Source organism: Paracoccus spongiarum, assembly GCF_030732095.1.
GTDB classification, from domain to species: Bacteria; Pseudomonadota; Alphaproteobacteria; order Rhodobacterales; family Rhodobacteraceae; genus Paracoccus; species Paracoccus spongiarum.
Map to the genome: position 1 here is coordinate 17,462 of NZ_JAVAMQ010000013.1, position 15,765 is coordinate 33,226.

The 15,765-nt window shown below is 70.8% G+C and carries 14 protein-coding genes; 5 read left to right on the forward strand and 9 right to left on the reverse strand.

Going from position 1 to position 15,765, the window contains the following annotated elements:
* Positions 1–18 precede the first annotated feature (18 nt).
* Positions 19–672: a fructose-6-phosphate aldolase gene (fsa, locus tag Q5Y72_RS13895; protein WP_305964025.1), complete on the reverse strand. Its 654-nt coding sequence runs from the start codon at positions 670–672 to the stop codon at positions 19–21.
* Between the two features lie 180 nt (positions 673–852).
* On the opposite strand from fsa, the gene Q5Y72_RS13900 reads away from it, so the two are divergent.
* Positions 853–3,054, forward strand: coding sequence for a primosomal protein N' (locus tag Q5Y72_RS13900; RefSeq protein WP_305964026.1), 2,202 nt, complete (start codon positions 853–855; stop codon positions 3,052–3,054).
* Between the two features lie 15 nt (positions 3,055–3,069).
* Here Q5Y72_RS13900 and Q5Y72_RS13905 read toward each other — a convergent pair whose 3' ends face one another.
* The 6 genes from Q5Y72_RS13905 to Q5Y72_RS13930 all read right to left on the reverse strand — a co-directional run bounded on the left by Q5Y72_RS13905 (position 3,070) and on the right by Q5Y72_RS13930 (position 9,154).
* Positions 3,070–4,071, reverse strand: a complete 1,002-nt coding sequence (locus tag Q5Y72_RS13905) for an ABC transporter ATP-binding protein (protein ID WP_305964027.1) — start codon at positions 4,069–4,071, stop codon at positions 3,070–3,072.
* A 10-nt stretch (positions 4,072–4,081) separates the two neighbouring features.
* Positions 4,082–5,104, reverse strand: coding sequence for a Gfo/Idh/MocA family protein (locus tag Q5Y72_RS13910; RefSeq protein WP_305964028.1), 1,023 nt, complete (start codon positions 5,102–5,104; stop codon positions 4,082–4,084).
* Entirely contained in the window at positions 5,101–5,940 is an 840-nt protein-coding gene (locus Q5Y72_RS13915; protein WP_305964029.1) for a carbohydrate ABC transporter permease, read from the reverse strand. Before Q5Y72_RS13915 ends, Q5Y72_RS13910 begins: the two co-directional genes overlap by 4 nt.
* 9 nt (positions 5,941–5,949) lie before the next feature.
* On the reverse strand, positions 5,950–6,867 hold the full coding sequence (locus Q5Y72_RS13920; RefSeq protein WP_305964030.1) for a carbohydrate ABC transporter permease: 918 nt from the start codon (positions 6,865–6,867) through the stop codon (positions 5,950–5,952).
* 94 nt (positions 6,868–6,961) lie between these two features.
* Positions 6,962–8,218 (reverse strand): ABC transporter substrate-binding protein, encoded by a 1,257-nt coding sequence (locus Q5Y72_RS13925; RefSeq protein ID WP_305964031.1) that lies wholly within the window; start codon positions 8,216–8,218, stop codon positions 6,962–6,964.
* A gap of 54 nt (positions 8,219–8,272) precedes the next feature.
* Positions 8,273–9,154, reverse strand: coding sequence for an N-acetylmuramic acid 6-phosphate etherase (locus Q5Y72_RS13930; RefSeq protein ID WP_305964032.1), 882 nt, complete (start codon positions 9,152–9,154; stop codon positions 8,273–8,275).
* A gap of 154 nt (positions 9,155–9,308) precedes the next feature.
* On the opposite strand from Q5Y72_RS13930, the gene Q5Y72_RS13935 reads away from it, so the two are divergent.
* From Q5Y72_RS13935 to nagA, 4 genes are read left to right on the forward strand one after another with little or no spacing between them, the layout of a single operon-like run.
* Positions 9,309–10,199, forward strand: coding sequence for a glucosamine kinase nucleotide-binding domain-containing protein (locus Q5Y72_RS13935; RefSeq protein ID WP_305964033.1), 891 nt, complete (start codon positions 9,309–9,311; stop codon positions 10,197–10,199).
* Positions 10,196–10,963: a GntR family transcriptional regulator gene (locus Q5Y72_RS13940; protein WP_305964034.1), complete on the forward strand. Its 768-nt coding sequence runs from the start codon at positions 10,196–10,198 to the stop codon at positions 10,961–10,963. The genes Q5Y72_RS13935 and Q5Y72_RS13940 overlap by 4 nt, the downstream gene beginning before the upstream one ends.
* The gene (locus tag Q5Y72_RS13945) at positions 10,963–11,988 is read left to right on the forward strand and encodes an SIS domain-containing protein (protein ID WP_305964035.1); all 1,026 of its coding nucleotides are present in this window, start codon (positions 10,963–10,965) and stop codon (positions 11,986–11,988) included. Before Q5Y72_RS13940 ends, Q5Y72_RS13945 begins: the two co-directional genes overlap by 1 nt.
* Positions 11,988–13,115: an N-acetylglucosamine-6-phosphate deacetylase gene (nagA, locus tag Q5Y72_RS13950; RefSeq protein WP_305964036.1), complete on the forward strand. Its 1,128-nt coding sequence runs from the start codon at positions 11,988–11,990 to the stop codon at positions 13,113–13,115. Before Q5Y72_RS13945 ends, nagA begins: the two co-directional genes overlap by 1 nt.
* On the opposite strand, the gene Q5Y72_RS13955 is transcribed toward nagA, so the two are convergent.
* The gene (locus Q5Y72_RS13955; protein ID WP_305964037.1) at positions 13,112–14,206 is read right to left on the reverse strand and encodes a glycosyltransferase family 4 protein; all 1,095 of its coding nucleotides are present in this window, start codon (positions 14,204–14,206) and stop codon (positions 13,112–13,114) included. The genes nagA and Q5Y72_RS13955 overlap by 4 nt on opposite strands.
* Positions 14,203–15,720, reverse strand: coding sequence for an ABC transporter permease (locus tag Q5Y72_RS13960; protein WP_305964086.1), 1,518 nt, complete (start codon positions 15,718–15,720; stop codon positions 14,203–14,205). The genes Q5Y72_RS13955 and Q5Y72_RS13960 overlap by 4 nt, the downstream gene beginning before the upstream one ends.
* Positions 15,721–15,765: the final 45 nt, after the last annotated feature.

Below are 15,765 nucleotides of genomic sequence, written 5' to 3' on the forward strand. Positions count from 1 at the left end.
GCGCTGCCCGAGGGCGTCTCAGCCGATCTTCTGACCGGTCTTCGCCCAGTCGGCATTGAACTGCTCAAGCCCCTTGTCCGTCAAGATGTGCTTGGCCATCGACTTGATGACCGAGGGCGGCGAGGTGATCACGTCGGTGCCGATCTTGGCCACCTCGATGATGTGGTTCACGGTGCGGATCGAGGCGGCGAGGATCTGCGTCTCGTAGCCGTAATTGTCATAGATCTCGCGGATGTCGGCGATCAGGTCCACCCCGTCCAGATGGATGTCGTCAAGCCGGCCGATGAAGGGGCTGATGAAGGTCGCGCCGGCCTTGGCGGCAAGGATCGCCTGCGCCGGCGAGAAGCACAGCGTGACATTGACCATGTGACCGTCATTCGACAGCGCCCGGCAGGCCTTCAGCCCGTCCCAGGTCAGCGGCACCTTGACCGCGATGTTGTCGGCGATCTTCGCCAGGTGCTTGCCCTCGCGGATCATGTCGTCGGCCTTCTCGGCCACGACCTCGGCGCTGACCGGGCCGCTGACGATGCCGCAGATCTCGCGGGTGACCTCCTCGATGTCGCGGCCAGCCTTCAGGATCAGCGAGGGGTTGGTGGTCACGCCGTCCACCATGCCCAGTTCGTTCAACTCGCGGATCGCATCCACATCGGCGGTATCGACGAAGAATTTCATGGCCCTGCTCCTCTGAGGCGGTTTGCCGAGGTGATAGCGCAAAACCCGCCGGCCCGAAAGGGCTTGGCGTCGTCGGCCATGCGGGGCGGACCGAGGCCCGGGGCGCCGATGGCGCGGCTGCGCCGCGATCGGCCCGCCGCCCCTTGCAACCGGCGCCCGCGCGCGGCTTTATCGCGCGCGATGCAGCAGCCGCCCGCCTTCTTTCCCGACCGCGCCCGGATCGCGGTGCTGACCTGCGAGCCGGTGGGGGTGCTGGACTATCTTGCGCCCGAAGGCGGTGTGCGGCAGGGGGCACTGGTGCTGGTGCCGCTGGGGCCGCGCCGGGTGCTGGGGCTGGTCTGGGGGCCTGGGGCGGGCGATTTCGACCTGACGAGGCTGCGCCCGGTGGCGCGGGTTCTGGATGCCCAGCCCTTCGCGCCTCAATTCCTCGACTTTCTCACCCGCGCGGCCGACTACACGCTGACCCCGCCGCCGCTGATGCTGCGGATGGCGACCCGCGCGCCCGATCTGGACCAGCCGCCTGCCGCGCGGCGGGTGATCGTTCCGGGGGCCGCGCGTCCCTTCCGCATGACCGAGGCGCGGCAGCGCGTCCTGGATGTCATCGCCGATCACGCCGGCGCCAGCTTTGGCTCCGCAGAACTTGCCCAGCTTGCCGGTGTCGGCAGCTCGGTCGTGAAGGGGCTGGTGGCCCAGGGCGCGCTGGCCGAGATCGCCGCGCCGCGCGACCTGCCCTATCCGCGCCTGGATCCGGGGCTGCCCGGCAAGCCGCTGGCCGACGACCAGCGGGCGGCCGCCGATCGGCTGCGCGCGGCGGTCGCGCGGGGCGGCTATGGCACCACGCTGCTGCGCGGCGTCACCGGATCGGGCAAGACCGAGGTCTATCTGGAAGCCGTCGCGGCCAGCCTTGCGCAGGGCCGTCAGGCGCTGGTCCTGCTGCCCGAGATCGCGCTGTCTGCCGAATTCCTCGACCGGGTCGAGGCCCGCTTTGGCGCCCGCCCCGGCGAGTGGCACAGCGGCATCACCCGCACCGAACGGCGCAGGCTTTGGCACATGGCGGCGCGCGGCGAGGTGGGGCTGGTGGTCGGTGCGCGCTCGGCGCTGTTCCTGCCGTTCCGCGACCTCGGCCTGATCGTCGTCGACGAGGAGCATGACGGCAGCTACAAGCAGGAGGACGTGGTCTATTACAGCGCCCGCGACATGGCCGTTCTGCGCGCCTCGATCTGCGGCGCGCAGGTGGTTCTGGCCTCGGCCACGCCCAGCCTCGAAAGCTGGGTGAACGCGGCCAGCGGCAAATACGCGCGGCTGGACCTGCGGTCGCGCTATGGCGAGGCCGAACTGCCCGACATGGCCGCCATCGACCTGCGCGCCGAGGACATGCCCTCGGGGCTCTGGATCTCGCCCACGCTGGCGCAGGCGGTCACGGCGCGGCTGGCGCGCGGCGAACAGGCGCTGCTGTTCCTCAATCGCCGGGGCTTTGCGCCGGTCACCGTCTGTCGCGCCTGCGGGGAACAGATCGGCTGCCACCAATGCGACGCGCGGATGGTCGAGCATCGGTTCCAGAACCGCCTCGTCTGCCACCAATGCGGCGAGACCGGCCCGATCCCGACCGCATGCCCCGCCTGCAAGGTCGAGGGCAGGCTGGCCCCCATCGGCCCCGGCGTCGAGCGCATCGCCGAGGAGGTCGCGGCCCGCTTTCCCGATGCCCGCGCCACGATCCTCTCCTCGGACCTGTTCCATTCGGCCCGCGCCCTGAAAGAAACCATCGCCCGGATCGCCGGGGGCGAGACCGACATCATCATCGGCACCCAGATCGTCGCCAAGGGCCACAACTTTCCCAACCTGACGCTGGTGGGCGTGATCGACGCCGATCTGGGCCTGCAGGGCGCCGACATGCGGGCGGCCGAACGCAGCTTCCAGCTGATGCGGCAGGTCGCGGGCCGGGCCGGGCGGCAATCGGGCGCCGCGCCGGGGCTGGCGCTGCTGCAGACCCACCAGCCCGACCATCCGGTGATCCGCGCCATCCTGTCGGGACAGGACGAGGCGTTCTGGGATGCCGAGGCCGCCGCGCGCCAGTCCGTCGGGATGCCGCCCTTCGGCCGGCTGGCCGGGGTGATCCTGTCGCATCCCGATCTTGCGGTGCTGGCCGATTTCGCGCGCCTGCTGGCCGACAGCGCCGCGCCGCTGCGCCAGGCCGGGGCCGAGTTGTGGGGCCCGGCGCCCGCACCCATCGCCCGCATCCGCGGCCGGCACCGGATGCGGATGCTGGTGCATGCGCCGCGCCAGGCGCCGATCCAGGCCGCCATCGCGGACTGGCTGGCGCCCCTGAAGCCGCCGGCAAACCTGCGCCTGTCGGTGGATATCGACCCGCAAAGCTTCCTGTGACGGGCCGGGCGCCGCTCAGTGACGCAGCCGTTGCCCGCCGGCATCGAAATGCAGCGTGCGGGCGGCATCGGGGGTCAGCCAGACCGGCGCATCGACGGCGAAATCATGTTCGCCGAACAGCCGCACGGTCAGCAGCCCGTGCCCCTCGGTCGCCGCATAGACCAGCGTCTCGCCGCCCAGCTTCTCGACATGGCTGACGCGACCGGCGATCTGCCCGGTCTCGGTCGAGATCGCCAGATGCTCGGGCCGGATCCCCAGCAGGTCCGAGCGCAGCCCCAGCAGTCCCGATTTCAGGAAATTCATCTGCGGACTGCCGATGAAGCCCGCCACGAAGGTGTTGTCGGGGTCGTTGTAGAGGTCCATCGGCGCGCCGACCTGCGCCACGCGCCCCGCGTTCAGCACCACGATCTTGTCGGCCAGTGTCATCGCCTCGACCTGGTCATGGGTGACATAGATCATCGTCGCGCCCAGTTCGCGGTGCAGCCGCGCGATCTCGATCCGGGTGGCCACGCGCAGGGCGGCATCCAGGTTCGACAGCGGCTCGTCGAACAGGAACAGCTTGGGCGTGCGCACGATGGCGCGGCCGATGGCGACGCGCTGGCGCTGGCCGCCCGACAATTCGGCCGGGCGGCGGTCCATCAGCGGCCCCAGCGCCAGCATCCCGGCGGCCTTGTCGGTCGCGGCGGCGATCTGCGCCCGGCTGCTGCCCGCCTGCTTCAGCGCCAGCCCCATGTTGTCGCGCACGGTCAGGTGGGGGTAAAGCGCGTAGGACTGGAACACCATCGCGATCTCGCGCCGCGCCGGGGCAAGCTCGTTGATGCGGGCGCCGTCGATCGCCACCTCGCCGGAACTGACATCCTCCAGCCCCGCGATCATCCGCAGCAGCGTGGATTTTCCGCAACCGGACGGCCCGACGAAGACGCAGAACTCGCCATCCTCGACGGCCAGATCGACGCCCTTGATGACATCGGTCCTGCCGAACGACTTGGTGACTTGGGACAGGGTCAGGGCGCCCATGGTGCCTCCTTCAAAGTTTCACGGTTGCGCCGGTCCGCACGCTTTCATCCGCCGCAAGGCAGACGGCAAGCGAGCGCAGGGCGTCGGTCATGTGCCGGGTCAGGTCCAGATCGCCGGAGATCGCGCGGGCCACGAAGCCCATCTCGCGATCGCACAGCTGCTGGTGGCCGGGTTCGTCGGCCATGTTCAGATCCTCGTCGCCCGCGCCGACCCGGTGGATGCGAAGCGTCGCGGTCTTGGTATGCGTGTCGATATCGTCCGACCGCGCATCCTCGGCCATGCGGATCGAGACCGCGCCGCGCGGCGAGACGACATCCTTCACGAAGAAGGCGGTGTCCGACATCATCGGCCCCCAGCCGGCCTCGTACCAGCCGACCGATCCATCCGCGAACAGCACCTGGAAATGGCCGTAATTATACATGTCGGCCGCGATCTCGTCGGACAGGCGCAGCCCCATGCCCCGCACTTCGACCGGCGCGGCATCGGTGATCTGGCACATCACGTCGACGTAATGGACGCCGCAATCGACGATGGGCGAGGTGGTCCGCATCAGCGCCTTGTGGACGGCCCAGGTCGCGCCGCTGGACTGCTGGTTCAGGTTCAGCCGGAACACATAGGGGCCACCCAGCGCGCGGGCCTCGGCGATCAGCCGCTGCCAGCTGGGATGGTGGCGCAGGATATAGCCCACCACCAGCTTGCGCCCCGTCTCGACGGCGCAATCCAGCACCCGCTGCGCGTCGGCGACCGTCGTTGCCAGCGGCTTTTCGACAAAGACATGCGCGCCCGCCCGCATCGCCGCCACCGCGAAATCGGCATGGCTGTCGGAATAGGTGGCGATCACCACCAGATCGGGCCGCAGCCGGTCCAGCGCCTCGGCGTAGTCATGGCCTAGCGGATAATCCCGCAGTGCCTGCGGCAGGTCGGGCGTGCTGCGGTTGACCAGTCCGACGATCCGGAAGGCCGGATCGGCATGGCAGGCCAGCGCGTGGCTGATGCCCATGTTTCCCAGTCCCACGATCAGGGTGCGGATCATTTCACTGCTCCTGCGGTGATGCCGCGGATCAGCTGGCGCGAGAAGATCAGGTACATCACCAGCACCGGCACGATGGCCAGCCCCAGCGCCGCCAGCACCGCGTTCCAGTTGGTGACGAACTGCCCGATGAACACCTGGCTGCCCAGGGTGATGGTCTTGGTGGCCTCCGAGGGCGCGAGGATCAGCGGGAACCACAGGTCGTTCCAGATCGGGATCATCGTGAACACGGCGACCGTGGCCATCGCCGGCCGCACCAGCGGCAGAACGAGGCGGAAGAAGATGGTGTATTCCGACAGCCCGTCGATGCGCCCGGCATTCTTCAGGTCGTCCGAGACGCCGCGCATGAACTCCGACAGGATGAACACCGCCAGCGGCAGCCCCTGCGCGGTATAGACCAGCACCAGCGCCATCAGCGTGTTGACCAGCCCCGAGGCGACCATCATCTGCAGGATCGCCACCGTGCCCAGCCGGATCGGGATCATGATCCCCAGCGCCAGGTAAAGCCCCATCAGCGCATTGCCGCGAAACCGGTATTCCGACAGCGCAAAGGCCGCCATCGCCCCGAACAGCAGCACGAAGAACAGGCTGCCCAGCGTGACGATCATCGAGTTCTGGAAATACAGCAGGAAGTCGCCCTGTTGCAGCACCGTCCGGTAGCCGACCAGATCGAAGGTCGCGGGCGTCGGCAGGGCCAGCGGATCGGCAAAGATCGCCCGGCGCGACTTGAAGCTGTTGACCACGATCACGAAGACCGGGAACAGCGCGATCATTGTATAGAGGATCAGCACCCCGTGGGCGGCGATGCTGCGGGCGGTCGAATGGCGGGCGGTGCTCATGGCCGGTCCTCAGAACTGATAGCGGCGCAGCCGCGTCTGGATGGTGAACAGGTAGATGCAGACGCCCACCAGGATGATCCCGAACATGGCGGTGGCAATCGTCGCGCCCATATGCGGATCGCCCAGTTGCAGCTGGAAGCCGAAGAAGGTGCGATAGAGGAAGGTGCCCAGGATGTCGGTGGCGAAATTCGGCCCGGCCAGCGCGCCCTGGCTGACATAGATCAGGTCGAACGCATTGAAGTTGCCAACGAAGGTCAGGATCGAGATGATCCCGATCGCCGGCAGGATCAGCGGCAGCTTGATCTTGCGGAACTGCGACCAGCCGGTGACGCCGTCCATCTCGGCCGCCTCGATCACCTCGTCGGGGATCGACAGCAGCGCGGCGTAGATCAGCATCATCGGGATGCCCACGAACTGCCAGACCGACACCAGCGCCAGCGTGGTCAGCGCGCTGCCCTCGCGGCCCAGCCAGGGCGCGAACAGCGATTTCAGCCCCACCGCATCCAGCATCCCGGGCGCGATGCCCCAGATCGGCGACAGGATCAGCTTCCACACGAAACCCACCACCACGAAACTCAGGATCGTCGGAATGAAGATCGCGGTGCGATAGAAGGCCGCCATCCGCAACCGGGGCGAGGACAGCAGCGCCGCCAGCAGGATGCCGATGGGATTCTGCACCAGCATGTGCACCAGAAAGAACCAGGCATTGTTGCCCAGCGCGTTCCAGAAGGCGCCCGACCAGCGCGGATCGCCGAACAGCGTGGCGAAATTCGCCAGCCCGACAAACACCCGGTTGCCCTGATCCAGGTTGAACAGCGACAGGTTCAGCGTGCCGATCAGCGGCACGATCATGATCGCGGTATAGACCAGCAGCGCGGGGGCCAGAAACACCCCGACATGCCAGCGAAACGGCTTTCGCTGCGCCATCGCTCACCTCATCTTCTGTGCGGAAATATCCTCGGGGGGTCCGGGGGGCGGAAGGCCCCCCGGCCATCGCCGGGCCGTCAGGCCCGGCAGGCGCTCACTGCTGCGGCTGGTACCACGAGGCCAGCCCCTCCTGCAGCCGCGCCGCCGCATCCTCGGGCGTCTCGGCGCCGGTGATGACATTGGCGCTGGCATTCCAGGTCTCGTTTTCCAGGTTCGGCGTGCCGCGCGACAGGATCTGGTAGGTGGAGCGGATGGTCGGCTCGCAGGTCTCGCGCCAGCCGACGAAGTCCTGCGCAAGCGGGTCGGCCATCTCGACCGGTGCGGAATTCAGCGAGAAAAAGCCCGGCAGCGCGTTCGCGTACAGCGTCGCGAAGTCGGGCGATCCGACCCATTCCAGGAAGGTCCGCGCGGCCTCGGCATTGGGCGACGCCGCGTTCAGCCCCAGCGCGATGTCGGTGTGGTCGCTGATATAGCAGGTGTCGCCGGCCGCCGCGACCGGCGGCGCGAAAGCCCCCATCTCGAAGGCGCCCTCGATCTGCGGGGTAAAGACGCCGATCTCCCAGGACCCGGCCGGATAGATCGCGGCGCGGCCCAGGGTGAACAGGTTCTGGCTGTCGGGATAGGTCTGCGCCTCGAAGCCGTCGCCCAGGTAATCCTTCCAGCGCGCCAGCTGGCGGAACGGCTCGACCCAGGCCTCGTCGGTCAGCTTCTGGCTGCCCTCGATCAGCGCCTTGCGGCCTTCCTCGCCCTTCCAGAAGGTCGGCCCGATATTCTGATAGCCCATGGTCGCGGCTTCCCACTGGTCCGCCGTGCCCATCGCCATCGGGATATAGCGGCCGTCCTCCTTGATCTTGTCCAGCACCGCGTAGAACTCGTCCAGCGTCGCGGGCGGCGTCAGCCCAAGTTCGTCGAAGGCGGTCTTGTTGTAGATGAAGCCGTGGATGACCGAGGCCATCGGCACGCAAAAGGTTGCCGCGCCGTCATCGGTCTGCCAGGCCGATTTGGCGACATCCGAGAAATTCGCCATCGCCGCCAGATCGGTCAGATCGGCCAGCTTGCCCTTGCTGAACAGTTCCAGCGAGGCATCGAAGGGCCTGCAGGTGATCAGATCCCCCGCCGATCCGGCGTCCAGCTTGGAATTCAGCACGGCATTGTACTCGGCCGGCGCGGTCGGCGCGAAATTCACCTTGATGCCGGGATGGGCGGCCTCGAAGGCCGGGATGATCTGCTGCTGCCAGATGGTCAGGTCGTCATTGCGCCAGCTTTCGATGGTCAGCGTCACGTCCTGCGCGGCGGCGGCGCCGGCCAGCACGGTGCTGGCCAAGAGCGCGAGGCGAAGGGTTGGGGTCATGGTCGTCTCCCTGGTATGCGGGGCCTTTGCGGCCCCCTGGTTGAACGTCGGGCCTCAGCCCATCAGCGGCGCCAGATGGCCGCCGCTGTCGCGCAGCGCGTCGCTTGCGGTATCGGGTGCGGCGCCGCGCGCGACCAGGATGGCGGGCTTTACCGCGCCCCCGGTGCGGGCCAGCGCGGCCTCGGCCTCGGGGCGGGGCACCCCGGCCAGTTCTGCCACGATCCGCGCCGCCCGGTCGACCAGCTTGGCGTTGTCGGCGATCAGGTTGACCATCTGCCCGTCATGGACATGGCCCAGTCCGATGCCGACCATCACCGAAATCATGTTCAGCGCCACCTTCTGCGCCGTGGCCGCGCCCATCCGGGTCGATCCGGCGACCATCTCGGCGCCGGTATCCAGCAGCACGGCAATCTCGGCGGCGTCCAGCAGCGCCGATCCGGCGACATTGGCGATGCCGGTGACGGTGACGCCGCGCGCCCGCGCGGCGGTTGCGACGGCCAGCGCATAGGGCGTGGTCCCCGAGGCCGACACCACCAGAAGCGCGTCGCCCCGGCCCAGCCCGGCGCGGTCCAGATCGGCCAGCGCCAGCGCCGGGTCGTCCTCGACACCCCCATGCATCCGCAAGAGCGCGTCGGGCCCGCCGGCGAACAGCATCGGCGTGCGGTCGGGCGCCAGCCCGAAGGTGCCGGGCAGTTCCAGGCAATCGGCCAGCGCCATCAGCCCCGAGCTTCCGGCCCCGGCATAGCCCATCCGCCCGCCGCCGCGCAGCGCCGCAACGCCGGCTTCGGCGGCGCGCCCCAGCGCCGGGATCGCCGGCACCAGCGCCGCCAGCGCGCCACGCTGCGCCTCCAGCAGCAGCGCCATCGCCTGCGCCGCCGGCTGGCGGTGCAAGCCCTGCGCGGCAGGGTGGCGGGCTTCGGTACTGCGAATGGTCATCTGATTCTCCCCTGTCGCTCTATAATGCCAAAACAATACCACTTGTAAAGTGCCTTGATGAAAGGTCCGAAAAACGGCCAAAATGACGGAAAATGCACATTACCACTTGCCAGTTGGTATTGCTTTGGTATCTTACCGCTCAAAGGGGGAGCCGATGGTGCTGTATCTGGGGATCGATGGGGGCGGGACAGGGTGTCGCGCGGCGCTGGCCGATCGCAACGGGCAGGTGCTGGGCCTCGGCACCGGCGGGCCGGCCAACATCAACACCGATGTCGAGGCCGCGGCCGGCAACATCGTCGCCGCCGCGACCCAGGCGCTGGCGGCATCCGGCAGCGGCGCCGGCCCGGCCGACCTGGTCGCCGTCCTCGGCCTTGCCGGCGGCACCATGCGCGCCGCCACCGACCGGCTGGCCGCGATCCTGCCCTTCGCGCGCATCCGCATCGTCAATGACGGCATCACCGCGGCGCGCGGCGCGCTGGGCTCGGATGACGGCATCCTGGCGGCGATGGGCACCGGCTCGGTCTTTGCGGTGCAGCGCGGCGGCGAGCTGCGCCAGGTTGGCGGGCGCGGCTTCCTGATGGGCGACGAGGGCAGCGGCGCGGTCCTTGGCCGCAGCCTGCTGTCGCAGGCGATGCGCGCCGCCGACGGCTTTCACCCGATGTCGCCGCTGTTGGCCGTGATCCTCGAGGAATTCGGCGGCACCGAGGGGATCATCGGCTTTGGCAACACCGCCCGCCCGGCCGATTTCGCCAGGCTGGCGCCGCGCATCGTCGCCTCGGACGACCCCGCCGCCCGCGCGATCCTCGACGCGGCGGTGGCCGGGTTGCGCGCCGCGATCGCGACGCTTCAGGACGGCGACAGCCTGCCCGTCGTGTTCACCGGCGGGCTGGGGCCGCATTACGCCGCGCGCCTCGCCGGCGACTGGCCGCAGCGCCCGGCGCGCGGCAGTTCGGTCGATGGCGCGCTGGCCATGGCGATGGAAACCGGGGCGCTGGAATCCGGGTCACCGGAAACCGGGGCACCGGAAACCGGGGCGCCCGAATGAGCGACCTGTTCACCCCCGCCGCCTTCGCCGATCCCAATTCCGGCCCGCTGTATCTGCAACTGCACCGCCGCATCGCCGAGGCCATCGCGGCGGGCGACCTGCGCCCCGGCGACAGCCTGCCATCCGAACGCGAGATGGCGGCGCTGACCGGGCTGTCGCGCGTCACCGTGCGCAAGGGGGTCGAGGCGCTGGTCGCCTCGGGGCAGCTGGTGCAGAAGCGCGGCTCGGGCACCTTCGTCGCGCCGCAGGTGGAACGGCTGGAACAGGCGCTGTCACTGCTGACCTCGTTCACCGAGGACATGCAGCGGCGCGGCATGCAGGTCGAAAGCCGCTGGCTGGCGCGCGGCCTGCACACCCCCGCGCCCGAAGAGGTGATGGCCCTTGGCCTTGGCGCCAATGACCGCGTGGCCCGGCTGGAACGGGTGCGCAGTTCCGACGGTGTGCCGCTGGCCATCGAACGGGCCTCGCTGCCGGCCCGGCTGCTGCCCGATCCCGAAACCGTCGATGCGTCGCTCTATGCGGTGCTGGAGGCGCGCGGCAACCGTCCGGTCAGGGCGGTGCAGCGCATCTCGGCCGCCAATCTCGGCCCGAAGGACGCCGACCTGCTGGGCGTGGCGACCGGCGCTGCCGGGCTGCGCATCGAGCGGCTGTCCTACCTGCCATCCGGGCAGGTCGTCGAATTCACCCGATCCCTCTATCGCGGCGACGCCTATGATTTCGCCGTCGAGCTGAAACTCGCCCCCGAGGCGGAAAGGACATCCTGATGACCCAGAGCCACATGGCCCGAGAAGTGGCCGAGATCCCCGAGGCCGCCGCCCGCTTCCTGGACCGCTCGCGCAGCGCGCTGGCCGATGCCGGCGCGGCGCTCAGGGCGCGCGATCCGGCGCTGGTGGCCACCGTCGCGCGCGGCTCGTCGGACCATGCCGCGACCTATCTGAAATACGCCGTCGAATTGCAGGCCGGCATCCCGGTCGCCTCGGTCGGCCCCTCGGTCGCCTCGATCTATCGCCGGCCGCTGCGGCTGGGGGGCGCGGCCTGCATCGGCATCTCGCAATCCGGCCGCAGCCCCGACATCGTCGAGATGATGCGCGCCGCCGCCGAGGGCGGCGGGCTGTCCATCGCCATCACCAACCACGAGGACAGCCCGATGGCGCAGGTCTCGGCGCATTGCCTGGCCCTTCAGGCGGGCGAGGAGAAAAGCGTCGCCGCCACCAAGACCTTCGTGAATTCGGTGCTGGCGGGCCTCGCGCTTGTGGCGGAATGGCGCGAGGACGCGGCGCTGCGCCGCGCCGTGGCCGACCTGCCGCAGGCCCTTGCACAGGCGGTGACGCTGGACTGGTCGCCGCTGTCGGCGCGGCTGGCGCGGGCCTCGTCGGCCTTCGTGCTGGGGCGCGGGCCGGGCTATGCAATCGCCTCGGAAGCGGCGCTGAAGATGAAGGAAACCTCGGGCATCCATGCCGAGGCCTACAGCGCCGCCGAGGTGCTGCACGGCCCCGCCGCCATCGTGCAGGCGCAGTTCCCGGTGCTGGCGCTGGGGGTCGAGGATGCCGCCCTGCCGCAATTGCTGGCCACCGCCGAACGCATGGCGGGGCAGGGCGCGGATGTCTTCGTCACCGGCGGCGATGCCCCCGGCGCGACCCGGCTGCCCGCGGTCGGCGGGCTGCATCCGCTGGTCGCGCCGCTGGTGCTGATCGCCGGCTATTACGCCTTTGTCGAGGGTCTGGCGCGGCGGCGGGGCTTTGATCCCGACACGCCGCCGCATCTGCGCAAGGTCACGGAGACGGTCTGATGCGCCACGTCCTGGCCGGCGCGCGGATCTTCGACGGCGCGGCGCTGCGTGACGGCGCGGCGCTGGTGATCGAGGACGGGCGCATCGCCGCGATCCTGCCCGAGGCCGAGGCCGGCCCGCCGACCAGCCGGCTGGCGGGGATCATCGCGCCGGGCTTTCTGGATCTTCAGGTGAATGGCGGCGCCGGGCTGATGGTCGGCGCCGGCACCGATGTCGCGGCGCTGCGCCGGATCTGCGCCGCCCATCGCGACCTTGGCACGGCGGGCATCCTGCCCACGCTGATCACCGACACGCCCGAGGCGACCGCCGCCGTGATCGCCGCCGGGATCGAGGCCGCGCGCCAGGAGGTGCCGGGCTTTCTGGGCCTGCATCTGGAAGGCCCGCATCTGGACCCGCGCCGCAAGGGCGCCCATGATCCGGCGCTGATCCGGCCGATGACCGACGACGATCTGGCGCGGCTCTGCGCGGCGGCGGCGGCGCTGCCCGCGCTGATGGTGACGCTGGCGCCCGAGTCCGCCCGGCCCGACCAGATCGCCGCCCTGCGCGGCGCCGGCGCGGTGGTCAGCCTCGGCCACAGCGATTGCGACCTCGCGGCTGCCGAGGCCGCCCTTGCCGCCGGCGCGACCTGCGCCACGCATCTGTTCAACGCCATGAGCCAGATGGGCAACCGCCAGCCGGGGCTGGTCGGCGCGGTGCTTTCGGGCAGCGCGCAGGCCGGGCTGATCGCGGACGGCATCCATGTCCATCCGGCCATGCTGCGCATCGCGCTGCGGGCCCGGCCCGAGGGGCTGTTCCTCGTCACCGACTGCATGGCCTTCGCGGGCACCGCGCTGACCCAGATGACCCTCGGCGGTCGCCGCATCCGGCGCCACGATGGCCGGCTGACGCTGGATGACGGCACGCTGGCCGGCGCGGATCTGGGCCTCGTGGATGCGCTGCGGCTGATCGCGGCCCTGCCCGAGGGCGGGCTGGCCCGCGGGCTTGCGATGCTGACCGCCGAACCGGCGCGGCTGCTGGGGCGGCCAGGGGGCAGGGGCCGGCTGCGCCCCGGCGCGCCGGCCGACCTGACCCTTGTCGATGCCGGGCTGACCCGCGCCCGGCTGTGGTCGCCCGCAGAGGCCGCCTAGCCGCGCGTGCCCGCCCGCGCAGCCTGCGCGTCCCGCCGCCCGGCTTGCGCGATCTGCGCGATCACCCCGCTGGCCACGGCGGCCGTGCCGCGCCAGTCGGTCAGCCCGCGCCCGGCCTGTCGCGCGGCGCGGGCCAGCCCCGCGCGCAGGCCTCGATCCTGCAGCAGCCGGCGCAGCGCGGCCGCGAAGGCCTCGGGATCGTCGGGCGGCACCAGCAGCCCTGCCGCCCCGGGCACGGTGTCGGGGACCGCGCCGACGCGGCAACTGACCACCGGCAGCCCGCGCAGCAGCGCCTCGTCGAAGACGATGCCATAGCCCTCGTGCCGGGTGGCCAGCGCAAAGATCGACGCCTCGGCGTAAAGCCGCTGGAGGGCGTCGTCGGTCACGCGCCCCGCCAGCCGGATGCGCCCGGCCTCGGGCGAGGCGCGGCATTGCACGGCCAGCGCGCCGGCATGGGCGGCGTCCCAGGGATTGCCGACGATCACCGCCTGCCAGTCCAGATCCGCCAGCCCCTCCAGCGCCGCGATCAGGGTGTCATGCCCCTTGCGCGGATGAAGGATGCCGACCGACAGGATCAGCGGCGGGTCGACCGGTGCCGGCGGCAGGCGCGGCGGATCGACGCCGGGCCGCGCGATGCTGATGCGGGCCGGCGGGACGGCGTAATCCTCGATCAGGATGCGGCGCGTGTGCGGGCTTGGCACCAGCACATGTTCCATCAGCGCCAGATTGGCGCGCTCGGTCGCGAAAAGATGCGCGCGTCGATCGGCGGCGAGGCCGCTTTCCAGCGCCAGCGGGTGATGCACCATCGCGACCATCGGCGCCCGCACCCCCTGCAGCCCCCCCGTCTCGACCGCGCCGGACAGGAACCCGTCGAGGATCAGCACCCGGCCCGGATCGACGCCCTGCAGCGCCGCGACGGTGTCGGCCATGTCGCCCGCCGGCGGGTCGGGAAAGCTGGCCGGCAGTTCCAGATGCTGCATGTCATGGCCCAGGTCGCGCAGCCCCTCCAGCAGCCGGCGTTCATAGACATAGCCGCCGGTCAGCGTGGCGATGTCGCCGGGGATCGCGAAGGCGGCGGGGGCGCGGTTCACCTGCGGGCCTGCTCGGGCGCGTAGATGGCGAGGATGCGCCGCTCGACCAGCGCCGCGGCGGCGTAGCACAGCGCCGAGATTGCGGTCACGACCACCACCGCCGCCCACAGCATGTCGTAATCCGAGACCGAGGCCGACAGCGCCATCAGGCTGCCCAGCCCGCGCCCCGTGGTCAGCCATTCGACGACCGTGACCGCCAGGATCGCCGCCGGCACCGCCATCCGCGCCGCCGCGAACAGCGCGGGCAGCATCGCCGGGATGCGCACATGGACCAGCTGGCGCAGCGAGCCCGCGGCATAGGTCCGGAACACGTCCAGCACCTGTCCGGGCGCCTGTCGCAGCCCGTGCAGGCAGGCCACCAGCGTCGGAAAGAACACCATGACCGCGACCAGCGTGATCGTGCCCGCCGCGCCGCGCCCCAGAAACAGCACCACCAGCGGCGCGGTGGTCACGATCGGGATCGAGCGCAGCGCGACCGCCACCGGCATGACCACCGCCGCCAGTCCCGGGGCCAGCACCAGCGCCATCGCCAGCCCCGCACCCAGCGCCAGCCCGGCCAGGTAGCCCGGCAGCAGGAACACCGCCGTCTCGGCCAGCGCGGCCAGCAGCGCGGCCCGCATCTGCGCCGCATCGGGCGCCCAGAACAGCGCCTCCGCCACGTCCCGGGGGCGCTTGGCGAAGAAGGCGTTCAGCCCGGCCAGTTCCATCGCGCCCCACCACAGGGCCAGCACCGCCAGCACCACCAGCCCGGCCTGCGCGGCCTCGCGCCATCCGCCCGCGACGGCCGCGCGGGGCGGCGCGAGGATGACGGGCGGGCGATCGCGCAGCGTCAGCCGCCCGATCAGGCCGATCCCCGCATAGACCGCCATCGACACCGCCGCCGCCAGCAGCGCGATGGCCCACAGCGCCGGCACGTCCATCGCCCGCAGGAAGCGGATCGTCAGCACGCCCATGCCGCGTTCGGCGCCCGTGAACTCGCCCACCATCGCGCCCAGGAAGGCCGCGGGCGCGGCGATCTGAAGCCCCGCGAACAGATAGGGCAGGGCTGCGCGGGCACGCACATGGACCAGCTCGCTCCAGCGTCCCCGGCCATAGCTGTGGACCAGATCCAGCCAGCCCGAGGGCGTCGCGCGCAGCCCGGTCAGCAGCGGGATCAGCGTGGTGTAATAGACCGCCAGCGCCGCCAGAACGATCTGCGGCCCCGCGCCCGGCCCCAACAGGACCCGCAGGATCGGGCCGGTGGCGATCAGCGGCAGGCAGAACACCACCAGCGCCAGCCCGGTCACCAGCCCCGACAGGCGCGGCCAGACCAGCGCCAGCCCGGCCAGCAGCAGCGCCGCCAGATTGCCCGCCAGAAACCCCGCCGCGGCATTGCCCAGCGTCACCGCCAGCGACCGTGCGACCAGCCCCGGATGACCGGCGATCCAGCCCGCCACCTGCCCGGGCCCGGCGATCAGCCGGCTGTCGGCCAGCGCCACGGCCAGCAGCGCCCAGCCCGCCAGCAGGGCGGCCATGCCGGCCAGGGGCGGCGCCAGCGCCGCGATCCGCGGCGGGGCGGC

Excerpts from the sequence above, each read along its gene's own strand:
- Q5Y72_RS13935 (WP_305964033.1), top strand. The coding sequence starts at position 9,309 with ATGGTGCTGTATCTGGGGATCGATGGGGGCGGGACAGGGTGTCGCGCG.
- Q5Y72_RS13925 (WP_305964031.1), bottom strand. The coding sequence starts at position 8,218 with ATGACCCCAACCCTTCGCCTCGCGCTCTTGGCCAGCACCGTGCTGGCC.
- Q5Y72_RS13905 (WP_305964027.1), bottom strand. The coding sequence starts at position 4,071 with ATGGGCGCCCTGACCCTGTCCCAAGTCACCAAGTCGTTCGGCAGGACC.
- Q5Y72_RS13945 (WP_305964035.1), top strand. The coding sequence starts at position 10,963 with ATGACCCAGAGCCACATGGCCCGAGAAGTGGCCGAGATCCCCGAGGCC.
- nagA (WP_305964036.1), top strand. The coding sequence starts at position 11,988 with ATGCGCCACGTCCTGGCCGGCGCGCGGATCTTCGACGGCGCGGCGCTG.
- Q5Y72_RS13940 (WP_305964034.1), top strand. The coding sequence starts at position 10,196 with ATGAGCGACCTGTTCACCCCCGCCGCCTTCGCCGATCCCAATTCCGGC.
- Q5Y72_RS13915 (WP_305964029.1), bottom strand. The coding sequence starts at position 5,940 with ATGAGCACCGCCCGCCATTCGACCGCCCGCAGCATCGCCGCCCACGGG.
- Q5Y72_RS13960 (WP_305964086.1), bottom strand. The coding sequence starts at position 15,720 with ATGGCCGCCCTGCTGGCGGGCTGGGCGCTGCTGGCCGTGGCGCTGGCC.
- Q5Y72_RS13930 (WP_305964032.1), bottom strand. The coding sequence starts at position 9,154 with ATGACCATTCGCAGTACCGAAGCCCGCCACCCTGCCGCGCAGGGCTTG.
- Q5Y72_RS13910 (WP_305964028.1), bottom strand. The coding sequence starts at position 5,104 with ATGATCCGCACCCTGATCGTGGGACTGGGAAACATGGGCATCAGCCAC.
- Q5Y72_RS13900 (WP_305964026.1), top strand. The coding sequence starts at position 853 with ATGCAGCAGCCGCCCGCCTTCTTTCCCGACCGCGCCCGGATCGCGGTG.
- Q5Y72_RS13920 (WP_305964030.1), bottom strand. The coding sequence starts at position 6,867 with ATGGCGCAGCGAAAGCCGTTTCGCTGGCATGTCGGGGTGTTTCTGGCC.
- fsa (WP_305964025.1), bottom strand. The coding sequence starts at position 672 with ATGAAATTCTTCGTCGATACCGCCGATGTGGATGCGATCCGCGAGTTG.